Source organism: Streptomyces sp. NPDC028907 (assembly GCF_055564995.1).
On sequence record NZ_JBVHVE010000022.1, the window covers coordinates 94276 to 110568 of the forward strand.

At 70.0% G+C, this 16293-nt stretch carries 12 protein-coding genes; 7 read left to right on the forward strand and 5 right to left on the reverse strand.

Going from position 1 to position 16293, the window contains the following annotated elements:
• The 5 genes from ACZ4UU_RS41640 (at position 1) to ACZ4UU_RS41660 (ending at position 5484) form a co-directional block, all read left to right on the forward strand.
• A complete protein-coding gene (locus ACZ4UU_RS41640) occupies positions 1-1758 on the forward strand; it encodes an SDR family oxidoreductase (RefSeq protein WP_471908677.1) in 1758 nt (585 codons plus the stop codon).
• Between the two features lie 44 nt (positions 1759-1802).
• Entirely contained in the window at positions 1803-2750 is a 948-nt protein-coding gene (locus ACZ4UU_RS41645; RefSeq protein WP_471908678.1) for a MerR family transcriptional regulator, read from the forward strand.
• 122 nt (positions 2751-2872) lie between these two features.
• A complete protein-coding gene (locus ACZ4UU_RS41650) occupies positions 2873-3454 on the forward strand; it encodes an RNA 2'-phosphotransferase (protein ID WP_471908644.1) in 582 nt (193 codons plus the stop codon).
• A 127-nt stretch (positions 3455-3581) separates the two neighbouring features.
• Positions 3582-4484, forward strand: a complete 903-nt coding sequence (locus tag ACZ4UU_RS41655; protein WP_471908645.1) for an LLM class flavin-dependent oxidoreductase — start codon at positions 3582-3584, stop codon at positions 4482-4484.
• Positions 4485-4596: 112 nt separating this feature from the next.
• On the forward strand, positions 4597-5484 hold the full coding sequence (locus tag ACZ4UU_RS41660; RefSeq protein ID WP_471908646.1) for an HAD-IIB family hydrolase: 888 nt from the start codon (positions 4597-4599) through the stop codon (positions 5482-5484).
• Positions 5485-5492: 8 nt separating this feature from the next.
• Here the strand turns inward: ACZ4UU_RS41660 and ACZ4UU_RS41665 are convergent, their stop codons facing one another.
• The 4 genes from ACZ4UU_RS41665 to ACZ4UU_RS41680 form a co-directional block, all read right to left on the reverse strand.
• The gene (locus tag ACZ4UU_RS41665) at positions 5493-6575 is read right to left on the reverse strand and encodes a M23 family metallopeptidase (protein WP_471908647.1); all 1083 of its coding nucleotides are present in this window, start codon (positions 6573-6575) and stop codon (positions 5493-5495) included.
• Between the two features lie 144 nt (positions 6576-6719).
• The gene (gene cydD / locus ACZ4UU_RS41670) at positions 6720-10244 is read right to left on the reverse strand and encodes a thiol reductant ABC exporter subunit CydD (RefSeq protein WP_471908648.1); all 3525 of its coding nucleotides are present in this window, start codon (positions 10242-10244) and stop codon (positions 6720-6722) included.
• 12 nt (positions 10245-10256) lie between these two features.
• Entirely contained in the window at positions 10257-11261 is a 1005-nt protein-coding gene (cydB, locus tag ACZ4UU_RS41675; RefSeq protein WP_471908649.1) for a cytochrome d ubiquinol oxidase subunit II, read from the reverse strand.
• 21 nt (positions 11262-11282) lie between these two features.
• Complete coding sequence (locus ACZ4UU_RS41680; RefSeq protein ID WP_471908650.1) at positions 11283-12791, reverse strand: cytochrome ubiquinol oxidase subunit I; 1509 nt, start codon at positions 12789-12791, stop codon at positions 11283-11285.
• A gap of 142 nt (positions 12792-12933) precedes the next feature.
• On the opposite strand from ACZ4UU_RS41680, the gene ACZ4UU_RS41685 reads away from it, so the two are divergent.
• Positions 12934-13326 (forward strand): cyclophilin-like fold protein, encoded by a 393-nt coding sequence (locus tag ACZ4UU_RS41685; protein ID WP_471908651.1) that lies wholly within the window; start codon positions 12934-12936, stop codon positions 13324-13326.
• Between the two features lie 60 nt (positions 13327-13386).
• On the opposite strand, the gene hisC is transcribed toward ACZ4UU_RS41685, so the two are convergent.
• Positions 13387-14466 carry a histidinol-phosphate transaminase gene (hisC, locus tag ACZ4UU_RS41690; RefSeq protein WP_471908652.1) on the reverse strand — a complete coding sequence of 360 codons (1080 nt, stop codon included), beginning with the start codon at positions 14464-14466 and terminating at the stop codon, positions 13387-13389.
• A 467-nt stretch (positions 14467-14933) separates the two neighbouring features.
• On the opposite strand from hisC, the gene ACZ4UU_RS41695 reads away from it, so the two are divergent.
• Complete coding sequence (locus ACZ4UU_RS41695; protein ID WP_217207677.1) at positions 14934-16046, forward strand: LacI family DNA-binding transcriptional regulator; 1113 nt, start codon at positions 14934-14936, stop codon at positions 16044-16046.
• The last annotated feature ends 247 nt before the right edge of the window (positions 16047-16293 follow it).

The following is a 16293-nucleotide window of genomic DNA, read 5'->3' on the forward strand; positions in this document are numbered from 1 at the left end:
GTGACTCTTGAAGGCGCGCGTGAGCGTCGGGTGCGGACCGGCGGGGTCGAGCTGTGCGTCGCCGAGCTGGGCGATCCCGGGCAGCCGACGGTGATCCTGATCCACGGCTATCCGGACAGCAAGGAGGTCTGGTCCGAGGTCGCGACGCGACTGGCCGGCCGCTTCCATGTCGTGCTGTACGACGTCCGGGGCCATGGCCGGTCGACGGCACCGAAGCCGCTGCGCGGCGGGTTCACGCTGGAGAAGCTGACGGACGACTTCCTGGCCGTCGCCGACACGGTCAGTCCGGACCGGCCCGTGCACCTGGTGGGGCACGACTGGGGCTCGGTGCAGGCTTGGGAGTTCGCCACGGTCAAGCGCACCGAGGGCCGGATCGCCTCCTTCACCTCGATGTCCGGACCTTCCCTGGACCACTTCGGCCACTGGATCAGCAGCCGCCTCAAGCGCCCCACCCCGCGCCGGATCGGCCAGCTCCTCGGGCAGGGCGCCAAGTCCTGGTACGTGTATCTGCTGCACACGCCCGTGCTGCCCGAGCTGGCCTGGCACGGCCCTCTCGGCAAGACCTGGCCGCGCATCCTGGAGCGCGTCGAGAAGGTCCCCGGTGACGGCTACCCGACCTCGTCCCTGCCGACGGACGCGGCGCACGGGGCGTGGCTGTACCGGGACAACGTCCGGGCCCGGCTGCGCCGTCCGCGCCCGGACGCGTACTCCCACGCGCCCGTGCAGCTCATCACGCCCCTCGGAGACACCTTCCTCTCGGAGCGGCTCTACGACGAACTGGAGCTTTGGGTTCCGCAGTTGACCCGGCGCACACTGCCGGGGAAGCACTGGATCCCGCGCTCCCGCCCCGACCAACTCGCCTCCTGGGTCACCGAGTTCGTGACCTCCGTGGAGGGCGGCCGACCGGAGGGGGTGACGACGACCGGGAAGTACGCCGACCGTTTCGGCGGGCAGCTCGTGCTGGTCACGGGCGCGGGCAGCGGCATCGGCCGGGCGACGGCATACGCGTTCGCCGAGGCAGGCGCGCGCGTGGTGGCCGTCGACCGCGACGCCGAGGCCGCGATCCGCACCGCCGAGATGTCACGTCTGATCGGCGCACCCGAAGCCTGGGCGGAGACCGTCGACGTCTCCGACGAGCAGGCCATGGAGAAGCTCGCCGCGAAGGTCGCCACCGAGTACGGCGTGGTGGACGTTCTGGTGAACAACGCCGGGATCGGCTTGTCGGGCTCCTTCTTCGACACGACTTGCGAGGACTGGAAGAAGGTTCTCGACGTCAACCTGTGGGGCGTCATCCACGGCTGCCGGCTGTTCGGCAAGCAGATGGCCGATCGCGGACAGGGCGGCCACATCGTCAACACCGCGTCGGCGGCGGCGTATCAGCCCTCCAAGGCGCTGCCCGCCTACAGCACCTCCAAGGCGGCCGTGCTGATGCTGAGCGAGTGCCTGCGCGCGGAGCTGGCGGGACAGGGCATCGGCGTGACCGCGATATGCCCCGGCCTCGTCAACACCAACATCACCTCGACCGCGCACTTCGCCGGGGTCGACGCCGAGGAGGAGAAGCGGCGCCAGAAGAAGTCCGCCCGGCTGTACGGGTTGCGGAACTATCCGCCGGAGAAGGTCGCCGACGCGATCCTGCGGGCGGTGGTGCGCGATGAGGCAGTGGTTCCGGTGACGCCGGAGGCACGGGGCTCGTATCTGATGTCGAGGTTCACGCCGAGGGCGCTGCGCAGGATCGCGCGGCTGGAGCCACCCCTGTGAGCGAGGGCGGCCGCCCGGCCGAACAGCGCGGTGAGGGCGGCCGCATGGCCGAGGGGGCGCCCCCGCCCGCCTACCGGATCGAGGACCTCGCCCACCTCAGCGGCGCCACCGTCCGCACCATCCGCGCCTACCAGGACCGGGGCCTGCTCCCCCGCCCCGAGCGCCGTGGCCGCGCCAACCTCTACTCCGACGCCCATCTCGTCCGTCTGCGCCAGATCGCCGACCTCCTCGACCGTGGCTACACCCTGGCCTCCATCAAGGAGCTCCTGGAGGCCTGGGACGCCGGTCGAGGCCTCGGCGGGGTACTCGGGCTCGTCGCCGAGGTCGACGGGCCCTGGACCGACGAGGAGGCGGTACGGATCTCGCGCGCAGAGCTGGACCGGCGCTTCGGCGGCAAGCCCGACGACGCGGCGGTGGCCGAGGCCGTGGAGCTCGGCGTGCTGGAGCCGGCCCCCGACGACCAGGACACCTTCGTCGTGCCGAGCCCTCAAGAGCTGGCCGTGGCAGTCGAGTTGCACGCGGCAGGAGTCCCGTTGTCCGCTATCTCGTCCCACCTAAGGGAGTTGAGGGGCCAGGTCGAGCACATCGCCGCCCGTTTCCTGGAGTTCACCACCGAACATGTCTTCGCCCGCTACCTCGACGGAGCGCACCGTCCGACAGACGCGGAAGCGGCCGAGGCGGCCTCTCTCGTACGACGGCTGCGCCCACTCGCCCAGCACACGGTGGACGCCGAACTGGCCCGCGCAATGCGTACGTTGGCCGTACGCCATCTACGGCAGCAACTGGGGAGTCCAGAGGCGCCGCTTCCTCGAAACCGAACTAGAGCGGTGCTCGTTCCTGAGGAGACAATGCGGGCCGTTGAGGCCCTGGTTGGCCCGCAGCATGTCGCGACGTTCGTCGCGCTTGCCGCCGAACGGGAGGTACGCGCCCGCACCTTGGACCACATGGCCTCAAATCACAGCTCATCAGCTGATCTTGACGAAACCCCTTGAGTGGACGGTTCGTTGTCCACAGAATCACCAATTCCCCTGTGGATAACGTTACTTGCTTGTGGATCAAACATCCGGAGCGAAATCGTTCGCGTGATTCGTGCCGCTCCCGGCAGGCTGGTGGCATGGACGAAAGACGCACTGTGAAGGTGTCGAAGTACCTCTCAAAACACCTTCGCCACCAGCCCGTGGGGGCCCCTCCCACGCCATCAAGGCAGTGGGGGAGCATCGGGCTCACTCTCGACGACGGCGGCTGGGTCGAGATCGACACGCTGATCGCCGCCGCCACCGCGCACGGATTCCGGTTCACCCGGGAAGAGCTGGACCATGTGGTGGCCGCCAACGACAAGCGGCGCTTCGCGATCGAAGGCTCCCGGATCCGCGCCAGTCAGGGCCACAGCATCGACGTCGACCTCGGACTGGCCCCCGCGACGCCGCCGCCGTACCTCTACCACGGCACCGTGGCCCGCAACCTGGACGCGATTCGCAGCGTCAGCCTCAAGCCGATGAACAGGCACGATGTGCACCTCTCGGCCGATCGCGAGACCGCGACGCGGGTCGGTGCCCGGCGCGGGCGCCCCGTGGTGCTCTCCGCGGACGCCGGCGCCATGCACCGCGACGGCCATGTCTTCCACCTCAGCGCGAACGGGGTGTGGCTGACGAAGGCCGTGCCACCGGAGTACCTGCGCTTTCCCGAGTCGCACTGATCTGCCTCCGGGCCCACCGCGGCAACGGGAGTGCACCCGGCTCCCCCGCGGCCTCGCTCCGTGGCGGGGCGGCCGCGCGCGGTGACTGTTTCACGTGAAACCCGTTCGGCCGCATAGGCTCGACCATATGAGTCTGCGCCTGAGCACCGTGATCCTCCCGTACCGCCGCTGGTCCGAGGGGGGCCGCGAGGCATGGCAGCGCGCGGAGCAGCTCGGCTTCCACGCCGCGTACACCTACGACCACCTGTCCTGGCGGAGCTTCCGTGACGGTCCCTGGTTCGGTGCGGTGCCGACGCTGACCGCAGCCGCTGCCGTCACCGATCGTCTGCGGCTGGGCACGCTGGTCACCTCGCCGAACTTCCGGCATCCGGTGCCCTACGCCAAGGAACTGATCTCTCTGGACGACATCTCCGGCGGCCGTTTCACGCTCGGTGTGGGCGCGGGCGGCTCCGGCTTCGACGCCACCGTGCTCGGCCAGGACCCTTGGTCGCCGCGCGAGCGGGCCGACCGGTTCGCCGAGTTCGTGCAGTTCCTGGACCGACTGCTGACCGCGGACTCGGTGTCCTACGAGGGCGACTTCTACTCGGCGCACGAGGCGCGCAACATCCCGGGCTGTGTGCAGCGCCCCCGGCTGCCGTTCGCGGTGGCCGCGACCGGGCCGCGCGGGCTGCGGCTCGCGGCGCAGTACGGGCAGGCCTGGGTGACCACGGGCGACCCCAAGCTGTACGAGAACGGCACTCCTGAACAGTCGGTTCAAGCCATTCGCGGACAGGTCGAGAAGCTGGCCGACGCCTGCGCCGCGATCGGCCGGGACGCGGCTGCACTCGACAAGGTCCTGCTCACCGGATTCACCCCGGATCGTGCCCGGCCGCTGGAGTCCCTCGACGCGTTCGTGGACTTCGCGGGGCGCCATCAGGAGCTGGGGTTCACCGAGATCGTGGTCCACTGGCCGATCCCCGACTCGGACTTCGCGGCCGACGAGAAGGTCTTCGAACAGATCGCGATGGAGGCGGCGGCGCAGCTGCGGTGAGATCGACTGGTGTGACAGTGCTGGTCAGGGCCCCGGGAGCAGTGTGGTCAGGGGCGGTTTCTCCTCAGCCGGCCCCTCAGATGTGCGGACTCCCGCACGGTCGTGCAGGCATATGCGGGAGAATGAGCCGGTGACCTCAGCGACTCGACAGCCCCAGACCCCGGCGGCCGCTGTCCGCCCGCGGCTCATCGCCACCGACCTGGACGGCACCCTGCTGCGGGACGACAAGTCCGTCTCCCCCCGCACGATCGCCGCGCTGGCCGCCGCCGAGGAGGCGGGCATCGAGGTGTTCTTCGTCACCGGCCGCCCGGCCCGCTGGATGAACGTCGTCAGCGACCACGTCCACGGTCACGGTCTGGCGATCTGCGGCAACGGCGCCGCCGTCGTCGACCTGCACGGCGGCCCCGGCACCCACCGGTTCGTGAAGGTGCGGGAGCTGGCCCGGGAGAACGCGCTGGACGCCGTACGGCTGCTGCGCGACGCGGCTCCGGGCACGGTGTACGCGGTGGAGCAGACGTACGGCTTCTACCAGGAGCCGGACTATCCCAAGCTGCACATGGAGATACCGGACAGTCTCGCGCCGGCCGAGGACCTCCTGGCGCCGGACGCTCCCGGGGCCGGCGAACCGGTGCTCAAGATCCTCGCCTACCACCCCTCCCTCGATCCCGACGCCTTCCTCACCCTCGCCCGGCTCGCCATCGGCGACCGCGCCGACGTCACCCGGTCCAGTCCCAGCGCCCTGCTGGAGATCAGCGGCCCCGGCGTCTCCAAGGCCAGCACGCTCGCCCTGTGCTGCGCCGAGCGGGGGATCTCGCACGAGGAGGTCGTGGCCTTCGGCGACATGCCCAACGACGTCGAGATGCTGACCTGGGCGGGCCAGTCGTACGCGATGGGCAACGCACACCCGGATGTGATCGCCGCCGCGTCGGGGCGGACGGTCGCCAACAACGACGACGGTGTGGCGGTCGTGATCGAACAGCTGCTGGCGGAACGGCAGTAGGCCTGGGCCTAGCCGACCGGCGCCTCCCGCTCCGTCAGCCACGGCACCGGATCGACCGCCGAGCCCATCTCCGGCGTGACCCGCACCTCGAAGTGCAGGTGCGGGCCGGTGGAGTTGCCGGTCGTGCCCGACTGGCCGATCCACTGCCCGGTGTCGACCCGCTCGCCCTGGTCCACCGCGACGGACGCGAGATGGGCGTACTGCGTGAAGTAGCCGTCCGCGTGCCGGACGACGATCTCCATGCCGAAGGCGCCTCCGCACGCCACCTTGACCACCCGGCCGTCCCCGACCGCGCGCACGGGCGTACCGATCGGCACCGCGAAGTCCTGTCCGGTGTGCCGGTGCGCCCACCGCAGCCCGCCGGTGCCGAACGCGGCGGACAGTTCGTACTTCTCCACCGGAGTGACCCATGCGCTCGCGCGGTCCGTCTTCTTCTGGTCGAGCCGCACGGCACCCGGGCAGGAGCCCGCCGCCACAGAGGCGTCGGCCTGTCCCTGCAACTGCCACCGCGCCTGTTCGAGCTTGTCCTCGATGCCCTGCTTCAGCCGGGCAAGCTCGGTGTTGCGCTTCTCCAGCGATTGCCAGGCCGCCGCTGACCTGGCCTCGTCCCGGGAGAGCCGGGCCTCGGCGCGGCGGCTCTTCTCGATGGCGTTGCCGACGGCCAGATTCGTCTGCGAGAGCACGTGCTGGCCGCGCATCAGCTGGTCCGGGCTCGTCGCGAGGATGATCTGCGCGGTGAGCGGCATCCCGCCACCGCTGCGGTACTGGGCACGCGCGAGCCGGCCCAGGTCCTCGCGCAGGACGCCGATCTCCCGTCGCTCCCGTTCGAGCAGCTTCTCGATCCGCAATGCCTCCGCCCGCTGTGCCTCGGCCGCCTGGCGTCCCGCCTGGTACCGCTCCGCCGCCAGCGCCGCGTCCTCGTACAGCTGCACCACCTGCGCGCTGAGAGCCGAGTCACCGCCCGTTCCGGAGCCGTTGCGGTTCGGTCCGCCCTTGCCGTCGCCGACGGCGTCGACGGGTCGGGCGACGATGGAGGTGATCGCGCACAGGAGCGCCGGAACGACCAGGAGGCGACGGCGATGTGAGCGCATGCCAGCGATCCTGGCTCGCGGATCGGGTCTGGGCCTTGTTCAGGTCGTACGCCCGGGGGACGGGTTGCTGCGGATGGGTCAGTACGGCCGTTGACGCGGACTCCGGCAGAAGCGCGAAACCGCCGGAGCACCGAAGCGCGGGCGCTACGGCGCCCCCACCAGCAGGTCGGCCTCCTCCTCCCGCGCCACCATCGTCCGCAACGGCCCCTCCACCACGGCCAGCTCCGCGAATGCCCCCCGCTGCGCCACCCGCCCCTGCTCCAGCACGACCACCTCGTCCACGGCGTCCAGCCCGGCCAGCCGGTGGGTGATGAGCAGTGTCGTACGGCCCTCGGTGGCGGCCAGCAGGTCGGCGGTGAGGGCGTCGGCGGTCGGCAGGTCGAGATGCTCGGCGGGCTCGTCGAGGACAAGGACGGGGAAGTCGGCGAGCAGGGCACGGGCCAGCGCGAGCCGCTGCCGCTGGCCGCCCGAAAGCCGTGCCCCGTGCTCGCCCACGAGCGTGTCCAGCCCGTCGGGCAGCCCGTCGGCCCAGTCGAGCAGCCGGGCGCGTTTCAGCGCGTCGCGCAGTTCGGTCTCGGTGGCGTCCTTCTTGGCGAGGAGCAGGTTCTCGCGCACGGAGCTGTCGAAGAGGTGCGCGTCCTGCGCGCACAGCCCGACGAGCCGCCGTACGTCGTCGCCGTCCAGCGCGTACGCGTCCACGCCGCCCAGCGTGTACGAGCCCGCGTCGGCGTCCAGGAAGCGCAGCAGCACCTGCGCCAGCGTCGTCTTGCCGGATCCGGACGATCCGACGACGGCGATCCGACGGCCCTCCTCCAGGGTCAGGTCGAGGCCGGCGAGCGCGTCCCGGCCCTGGCCCGCGTGGCGGGCGGTCAGACCCCTGACGGCGACCGGGAACGGCGACGCGGGCGCCTGCCGGGGCTGCTCCGGTTCCCGTACGGGCTCGGGCGCGTCCAGCACCTCGTACACGCGCTCGGCGCTCTTGCGCACCCGCTGCCGGTACTGCACGGCGAGCGGCAGGCCCAGGACGGCCTCGAAGGCGGCCAAGGGGGTGAGGACGACGACGGCCATCGTGACGCCGCCAAGCCGTCCGTCGGCGACCGCCTGGGCGCCCACGAAAGCGGTGGCGGTGACGGTGAACCCGGAGATCAGCGCGGTGAGTCCGTCGCCGAGCGCGGTAGCGGTGGCGGCCCGCGAGGCGATCCGGGTGAGCGTCCCGTCGGCCCGCCGTGCTTCGGCGGTACGGCTGGGCAGGGCGCCGGCGACGGTCAGCTCCGCGGTGCCGGTGAGCAGATCCGTCACGCGGGTCGCGAGCAGACCTCGGGCGGGGGCCAGCCTGCGTTCGGCGCGTCGGGCGACGGTGCCCGTGACGAACGGGACTCCGGCGCCGGCGACGAGCAGCCCGGCCGCGAGTACGGCACCGGCCTCGGGCAGCAGCCAGGCGGTGAAGCCGACGGCCGCGGCTGACACGACGGTCGCGGAAGCCGCGGGCAACAGCCAGCGCAGCCAGTAGTCCTGGAGCGCGTCCACGTCGGTGACGAGCCTCGCCAGCAGATCGCCCCGCCGGGTGCGGCGCAGTCCTGCCGGTGCAAGCCGCTCCAGCCTCCGGTACACGGCGACCCTGGTGTCGGCCAGCATCCGCAGCACCGCGTCATGCGACACCAGGCGTTCGGCGTACCGGAACACGGCCCGCCCGATACCGAAGGCCCGCGTCGCCGTGACGGCCACCATCAGATAGAGCACGGGCGGCTGCTGCGAGGCCCTCGAGATGAGCCACCCGGAGGTGGCCATGAGCCCGACGGCGCTGCCGAGCGCGAGGCTCCCGAGCAGCAGCGCGAGCACGAGGCGGCCGCGCCGGGGACCGGACATGGCACGGACACGGGCGAGGGCGCCTCGCGGGTCCGCCGTGGGGGACACGATCTCAACGTCGACCGGAGCGGTCCGGGCCCTGTCCTCAGCGGCGCCGTCGTTCCCTTCCGGTTCGATCGGGCGGCCGGCGGACACGGACGTCTCGGGCGATGCGCTCGCCCGCCCGGGCGACTCCGCCTCCGTCAGCCGCACCACCCGGTCGGCCACGCCCAGCAGCGCCGGCCGATGCACCACGAGCAGCACTGTCCGCCCGACCGCCAGCCTCCGTACGGCCGCCACGACCTCGGCCTCGGTCGCCCCGTCGAGAGCGGCCGTCGGCTCGTCCAGGAGCAGGACGGGCCGGTCAGCGAGGAACGCCCGTGCCAGCGCCAGCCGCTGCCGCTGCCCTGCGGACAGCCCGGCCCCGTCCTCGCCCAGCACGGTGTCGGTGCCCTGGGGCAGGCCGCCCACGAACTCGAGTGCCCCGGCGTCCACCAGCGCCTGACGTACCGCGGCGTCGTCCGCGTCGGGACGCGCCAGCCGTACGTTCTCGGCGATCGTCCCGGCGTACAGATGCGGCCGCTGCGGAACCCAGGCGATGCGCGAGCGCCACTCCTCGAGGTCCAGCTCGGCGAGATCGGCGCCTCCGACCAGGACGCGCCCCTCGGTCGGCCGTACGAACCCCAACAGCACATTCAGCAGCGTCGACTTGCCCACGCCGCTCGGCCCCACGAGCGCGACCGTCTCACCGGGTTCGACGGCGAAGGACGCGCCCGACACGGCATCGAAGGACCGCCCGGGGTAACGGACCGCGACGCCTTCGAAGGACACCGCCCCCGTCGGCACCGCAGCGGTCCCCGTCGCCGGCGCCACAGTCTCCAGCACCTCGAAGATCTCCTCGGCCGCCGACAGCCCCTCGGCGGCCGCGTGGTACTGCGCGCCCACCTGGCGCAGCGGCAGATAGGCCTCCGGCGCCAGGACGAGGATGACCAGGCCGTCGTACAGATGCATCTCGCCATGCACGAGCCGCATGCCGATCGTCACCGCGACCAGGGCCACCGAGAGCGTCGAGAGCAGCTCCAGCGCGAAGGAGGAGATGAAGGCGATCCGCAGGGTCCGCATGGTCGCCCTGCGGTATTCGCCGGTGATGCGCCGGATCGACTCGGCCTGTGCCTTGGCCCGCCCGAACACCTTCAGGGTGGGCAGTCCGGCGACGACGTCCAGGAAGTGCCCGGACAGCCGGGACAGCAGCTGCCACTGACGGTCCATCCGGGACTGGGTGGCCCAGCCGATCAGCATCATGAAGATCGGGATGAGCGGAAGGGTGCCGACGATGATCGCCGCCGAGACCCAGTCCTCGGTCACGATCCTCGCCAGCACCGCCACCGGCACGACGACCGCGAGCCCCAACTGCGGGAGGTAGCGGGAGAAGTAGTCGTCGAGGGCGTCGACCCCACGTGTGGCCAGGGCGACCAGCGATCCCGTCCGCTGTCCGCTCAGCCAGCCGGGCCCAAGCGCGGCCGCCCGCTCCAGCAGCCGCCCCCGCAGCTCCGACTTCACCGCCGCGCTCGCACGGTGAGCGGCGAGCTCGGTGAGCCACGCGATCACCGCGCGGCCGACGGCGACAGCCAGCAACAGCAGCAGGGGAGTGCGCAATTCGGCTGGGGACATCCCGTGCTGGAACGCCCCGACCACCGCCTCGGCGATAAGCATGGCCTGAGCGATGACCAGTGCCGCGCCGACGGCGCCCAGGCCGACGACCGCGATCAGGAAGAGCCGGGTGGCGTGGGCGTATCGGAGGAGACGCGGGTCGATTGGTTTCACGTGAAACACACCTCAGTGCACGGTTTCAGCAATGTGCTGCGTACCGATCCGCTTGCGGAAGACCCAGTAGGTCCAGCCCTGGTAGAGCATGACGATCGGCGTGGCGATCACCGCGCACCAGGTCATGATCTTCAGGGTGTAGGGGCTCGACGAGGCGTTCGTGACCGTGAGGCTCCACTCGTCATTGAGCGAGGACGGCATGACGTTCGGGAAGAGCGTCAGGAAGAGCATCGCCACGGCGGCCACGATGGTGACGCCGGAGAAGGCGAACGACCATCCCTCACGCCCGGCTTGGTTCGCCACCAGTGCCGCCACCAGCGCGGCAACGGCCACGGCCAGCGCGACGAGACTCTTGCCGTCGCCGTTCTCGATCTGCGTCCAGAGCATGAAGATCAGCGCGAACACGGCCGCGACCAGGCCGACCCACAGAGCCAGCTTCCGCGCCCGCTCCCGGATCTCCCCGACGGTCTTGAGCGCGGTGAACACCGCACCGTGGAAGGTGAACAGCGTCAGCGTCACCAGACCGCCGATGAGCGCGTACGGGTTGAGCAGGTCCAGGACGTTGCCGACGTACTCATGGTTCTGATCGAGCTTCACGCCCCGCACGATGTTGCCGAAGGCGACGCCCCACAAGAACGCCGGGATCAGCGAGCACCAGAAGATGGCGTGCTCCCAGTTGCGCTGCCAGTTCTCCTCGGGTCGCTTGGCCCGGTATTCGAAGGCGACACCCCGGACGATCAGGGAGACCAGGATGACCAGCAGCGGAAGGTAGAAGCCCGAGAAGAGCGTGGCGTACCACTCGGGGAAGGCGGCGAAGGTGGCGCCGCCCGCCGAGAGCAGCCACACCTCGTTGCCGTCCCAGACGGGGCCGATGGTGTTGATCAGCACCCGCCGCTCGGGCCGGTTGCGGGCGAGCAGCTTGGTGAGGACACCGACCCCGAAGTCGAAGCCCTCCAGGAAGAAGTAGCCGATCCACAGGACGGCGATCAGGACGAACCAGACGTCGTGCAGTTCCATGACTTGTGCAGCTCCCTCGGCCTAGTACGAGAAGGCCATCGGCTTGTCGGCGTCACGGGAGTCGCCGCCGATCTTCGTGGGCGGGTTCAGGTCGGCCTCGGTGAGCTCGGGCGGGCCGGCCTTGACGTACTTCACGAGCAGCTTGACCTCGACGACGGCGAGGATGGCGTAGAGCGCGGTGAAGACGATCATCGAGGTGAGGACCTCGCCCTGGGAGACACCGGGGGAGACCGCGTCGCGAGTGCGCAGGACCCCGTAGACGACCCATGGCTGACGGCCCATCTCGGTGAAGATCCAGCCCCAGGAGTTGGCGATCAGCGGGAAGCCCAGGGTCAGGACGGCGATGCGCCAGTACCACTTGGTGAGCTTCGGGCCGAGGGCCTTCTTCGGCAGCAGCACGAGATGCGGCACCTCGTCATCGCCGACCCTCAGGTGCTGCGGCAGCATGAACTTCTTGCGGGTGAGCCAGAGTCCGAGCAGGCCGATGGCGAACGACGTCATGCCGAAGCCGATCATCCAGCGGAAGCCCCAGTAGGCGACGGGGATGTTGGGCCGGTAGTCGCCGGGGCCGTACTTCTCCTGCTCGGCCTTGTTGACGTCGTTGATGCCGGGGACGTACGAGCTGAAGTCGTCCTTGGCCAGGAAGGACAGCAGGCCGGGGATCTCGATGGCGACCTTGTTGTGGCCCTTGTCGACATCGCCGTAGGCGAAGACGGAGAAGGGCGCCGGCGCCTCACCGTCCCACAGGGCCTCGGCGGCGGCCATCTTCATCGGCTGCTGCTCGTACATGATCTTGCCGAGGACGTCGCCGCTGATCGCGGTGAACATGCCGCCTATGACGACGGTGACCAGGCCGAGCCGCAGCGAGGTCTTCATCTCGCGGATGTGCTTCTTGCGCAGCAGATGGAAGGCGGAGATGCCGACCATGAACGCCCCGCCGGTGAGGAACGCCGCCGAGAGGGTGTGGAAGGCCTGGGCGAGCGCGGTGTTCTGGGTCAGTACGAGCCAGAAGTCGGTGAGCTCGGCCCGCCCCTTCGCCTCGTTGATCCGGTAGCCGACCGGGTGCTGCATCCAGGAGTTGGCCGCGAGGATGAAGTACGCCGACAGGATCGTGCCGATGGAGACCATCCACATACAGGCCAGATGGATCTTCTTCGGCAGCTTGTCCCAGCCGAAGATCCACAGGCCGATGAAGGTCGACTCGAAGAAGAAGGCGATCAGAGCCTCGAAGGCCAGCGGCGCACCGAAGACGTCACCGACGAAACGGGAGTAGTCGGACCAATTCATGCCGAACTGGAACTCCTGCACGATGCCGGTGACCACACCCATCGCGATGTTGATCAGGAAGAGCTTGCCCCAGAACTTCGTCGCCCTGAGGTACTTCTCCTTCTCCGTGCGCACCCAGGCGGTCTGCAGACCGGCCGTGAGGGCGGCCAGCGAGATCGTCAGGGGGACGAACAGAAAGTGGTAGACGGTGGTGATACCGAACTGCCAGCGCGCCAGAGTCTCCGGCGCCAAAGCCAGGTCCACGTCGCCGCTCCTTACTACCGCTTGTGAAAGCGTTCACATTCACAAGCAATTATGCAGCACCCTCCTCCAGCCCCTCAAAGGGGGGTCCCTCCTCCATCTCGCCCCCTTGGCGCGAACTTCAACATATTGTTGAATCAGCAGCATGCAGACACCTACGCCGACACACATACGGATCTCCTGGCCCGCAGGCCACCTCACCGCGACCCTCGACGACACCCCGACCACACAGGCCCTCGCCAAGGCCCTGCCCCTCGTATCCACCGCGTGCACATGGGGCGAGGAGGTCTACTTCGACACGGGCATCGCCGTTCCACGTGAAACCAACGCCCGGCAGGTCGTCGAGCCGGGCACGGTCGCCTTCTGGACGGACGGCGACGCGCTCGCCCTCCCCTACGGACCCACACCGATCTCGCGAGACGACGAGTGCCGCCTCGCGAGCCCGTGCAATGTCCTCGGCCACCTCGACGGCGACCCCCGACTGCTGGCGACCGTCCGCGCCGGCGACCCCGTGCGCGTGGAACTCGTGGACGCATAACCTGCCGACGGAGCCCTACAGCTCCTCCTGACAGGCCCTACCGCTCCTTCTGACCGAGCCCTACAGCTCCTTGCGGAACCCTTCCGCCACCTTCAGGAAGATGTCGTTCGCCTCGGCCTCCCCGACCGTTACCCGCACACCCTCGCCCGGGAACGGTCGGATCACCACGCCCGCCTGCTCACAGGCCTGAGCGAAGGCGACCGTGCGCTCCCCCAGCCGCAGCCACACGAAGTTGGCCTGGGTCTCGGGCACCGTCCAGCCCTGAGCGCGCAGCCCGTCGACCACGCGGTTGCGCTCGCACACCAACGAGCCGACCCGGCCGATCAGTTCGTCCTCCGCACGCAGCGAGGCGATGGCCGCTTCCTGCGCGATCTGGCTCACGCCGAAAGGAACGGCCGTCTTGCGCAGCGCCGCCGCGACCGGCTCCTGGGCGATCGCGAAGCCGACACGGAGGCCGGCGAGGCCGTACGCCTTGGAGAACGTCCGCAGGACACAGACGTTGGGCCGCTCACGGTAGATCTCCACACCGTCCGGCACCTCGGGGTCACGGATGAACTCGCGGTACGCCTCGTCCAGCACCACCAGCACATCGCCGGGCACCCGGTCGAGGAACCGCTCCAGCTCGGCCCGCCTGACCACCGTGCCCGTCGGGTTGTTGGGGTTGCAGACGAAAATCAGCCGGGTGCGGTCGGTGATGGCGGCGGCCATCGCGTCCAGGTCGTGCACATCGCCCGGCGTCAGCGGCACCTGGACGGACGTGGCGCCGCTGATCTGCGTGATGATCGGGTACGCCTCGAAGGACCGCCAGGCGTAGATGACCTCGTCGCCGGGGCCGGCGGTGGACTGGATCAGCTGCTGGGCGACGCCGACCGAGCCGGTCCCGGTCGCCAGGTGGGCGGCCGGGACGCCGAAGCGCTCGGACAGCTCGTTCATCAGCCCCGTGCACATCATGTCCGGGTAGCGGTTGAAGGACGAGGCCGCGGCCGTCACGGTCTCCATCACGCCGGGCAGCGGCGGATAGGGGTTCTCGTTGGAGGACAGCTTGTAGGCCACCGGCCCACCGGCCGCGGCGGGCTTGCCCGGCTTGTAGGTGGGGATACCCTCCAGCTCGGCGCGCAGCTTGGGGCTCGTCTCGCTCACCGCAGTCCTCCTCGCGACCACCGGCGGCCCATCACCACCGCCGGCTCCAATACTTCTCACCTTATGAGGATTCGGCGCCGATGCGTACAGGTGCGGGCGCCCGTCTGCTGACCTCGTGCCGACCCCTGCTCAGTCGTATTGAGCCTGCGGATCCCAGCTGTCACACCTGCATCAGGGGCATCGGCGTACGAAGGCATACGAATTAGGGGGCGCATCACACATATATCTATGCGCCGGTGGCTCACGCCGTGGCGCGCATCACCCGTGAAGGTGAGTTGAGACCTCTTCGAAACATCGGGCACTTGGCAGGCCCAAGCGTGCCGACAAGTCACGTCTTGCCATTGGATCGTTCAACTCCCTTGCATTCCACGGTTTTTGACGCCTGATGACCTTGCAGAAACGTGCCTGTCAACGGCTGCATATGCGTCCGCACTACCCCACCGAATGAGCCCTACTATCGGCTCGCCATGACAGCAGCAGGGAAGCACCAGGTGAGCCGCGCGGAAACCTCACGTCGAGGCAGTCGGCCCGGTCGGGCGGGCATCAGAGACGTGGCGGCCGCCGCCGGGGTCTCCATCACGACCGTCTCCGACGCCCTCAACGGAAAGGGCCGGCTCCCCGACGCCACCCGACGCCATGTCCGCGAAGTCGCCGACCGGCTGGGCTACCGCCCCTCGGCCGCCGCCCGGACACTCCGTACCGGCAAGTCAGGACTCATCGGCCTGACCGTGACGACCTACGGGGATGAACCTTTCACCTTCACCGAGTTCGCGTACTTCGCCGAAATGGCCCGCGCCGCCACCTCGGCCGCGCTCGCCCGCGGCTACGCCCTCGTGATCCTCCCCGCGACCTCGCGGCACGACGTCTGGTCGAACGTCGCCCTCGACGGCACGGTCGTCATCGACCCGTCCGACCAGGACCCCGTCGTCAGCGAGCTGGTCAGACAGGGCCTCCCAGTCGTTTCCGACGGCCGCCCGGCCGGCTCGCTCCCGGTCACCGCCTGGGTCGACAACGACCACGAGGCCGCCGTACTCGGCATCCTCGACCACCTGGCCGACGCCGGCGCCCGACGGATCGGACTGCTGACGGGCACCACTACCGACACGTACACCCATCTGTCGACCACCGCTTATCTGCGCTGGTGCGAGCGGGTCGGCCAGGACCCGGTGTACGAGGCCTACCCGGCGCACGACCCGTGCGCGGGCGCCGTCGCCGCCGACCGGCTGCTCGCCCGCCCCGACCGGCCCGACGCGGTCTACGGCCTGTTCGACCCGAACGGCACCGACCTGCTCGCCGCCGCGCGCCGCTACGGCCTGCGCGTACCGGACGACCTGCTTCTGGTGTGCTGCAGCGAGTCCACGGTGTACGCCAACACCGAGCCGCCCATCACCACGCTCTCCCTCAAGCCGCGCCGTATCGGCACGGCCGTGGTCCAGCTCCTCATCGACGCCATCGAGGGGGTCGACTCGGACCACCCGGTCGAGCAGGTGATACCGACCGAACTGATCGTGCGTACCTCGTCCCAGCGACGCCCTCCGCGAACGACGGTCAGCCCGCCCCGGTCGCCCGAGGAACGGTAGGAGCGGGCCCCGCGGGGCGGCTGAACCCAGGTCGAGGGGCAGCGCGAGCGAGGGCGAGGGGCGGCGGGATCGAGGCCATCGAGCGGCCTAAGCCCGGCCCAATCGGGGCGAAAGCCGCGGTGAACAGGAGTCCTGCTCCGATTCACCACCCCTGGGTCATCACATGGCGCGATCGGCATTCCTATGATGGGCGGACGACACCCGCGGGCCGCTGCGACCAGGCAGTCCGATGCGGTGCAGCTGCGGC

Bases quoted from the DNA above. Each gene is read 5' to 3' on its own strand.
- ACZ4UU_RS41655 (WP_471908645.1), top strand. From the start codon at position 3,582: ATGAGTCTGCGCCTGAGCACCGTGATCCTCCCGTACCGCCGCTGGTCC.
- ACZ4UU_RS41645 (WP_471908678.1), top strand. From the start codon at position 1,803: ATGGCCGAGGGGGCGCCCCCGCCCGCCTACCGGATCGAGGACCTCGCC.
- cydB (WP_471908649.1), bottom strand. From the start codon at position 11,261: ATGGAACTGCACGACGTCTGGTTCGTCCTGATCGCCGTCCTGTGGATC.
- ACZ4UU_RS41685 (WP_471908651.1), top strand. From the start codon at position 12,934: ATGCAGACACCTACGCCGACACACATACGGATCTCCTGGCCCGCAGGC.
- ACZ4UU_RS41650 (WP_471908644.1), top strand. From the start codon at position 2,873: ATGGACGAAAGACGCACTGTGAAGGTGTCGAAGTACCTCTCAAAACAC.
- ACZ4UU_RS41665 (WP_471908647.1), bottom strand. From the start codon at position 6,575: ATGCGCTCACATCGCCGTCGCCTCCTGGTCGTTCCGGCGCTCCTGTGC.
- ACZ4UU_RS41660 (WP_471908646.1), top strand. From the start codon at position 4,597: ATGCGGGAGAATGAGCCGGTGACCTCAGCGACTCGACAGCCCCAGACC.
- ACZ4UU_RS41695 (WP_217207677.1), top strand. From the start codon at position 14,934: ATGACAGCAGCAGGGAAGCACCAGGTGAGCCGCGCGGAAACCTCACGT.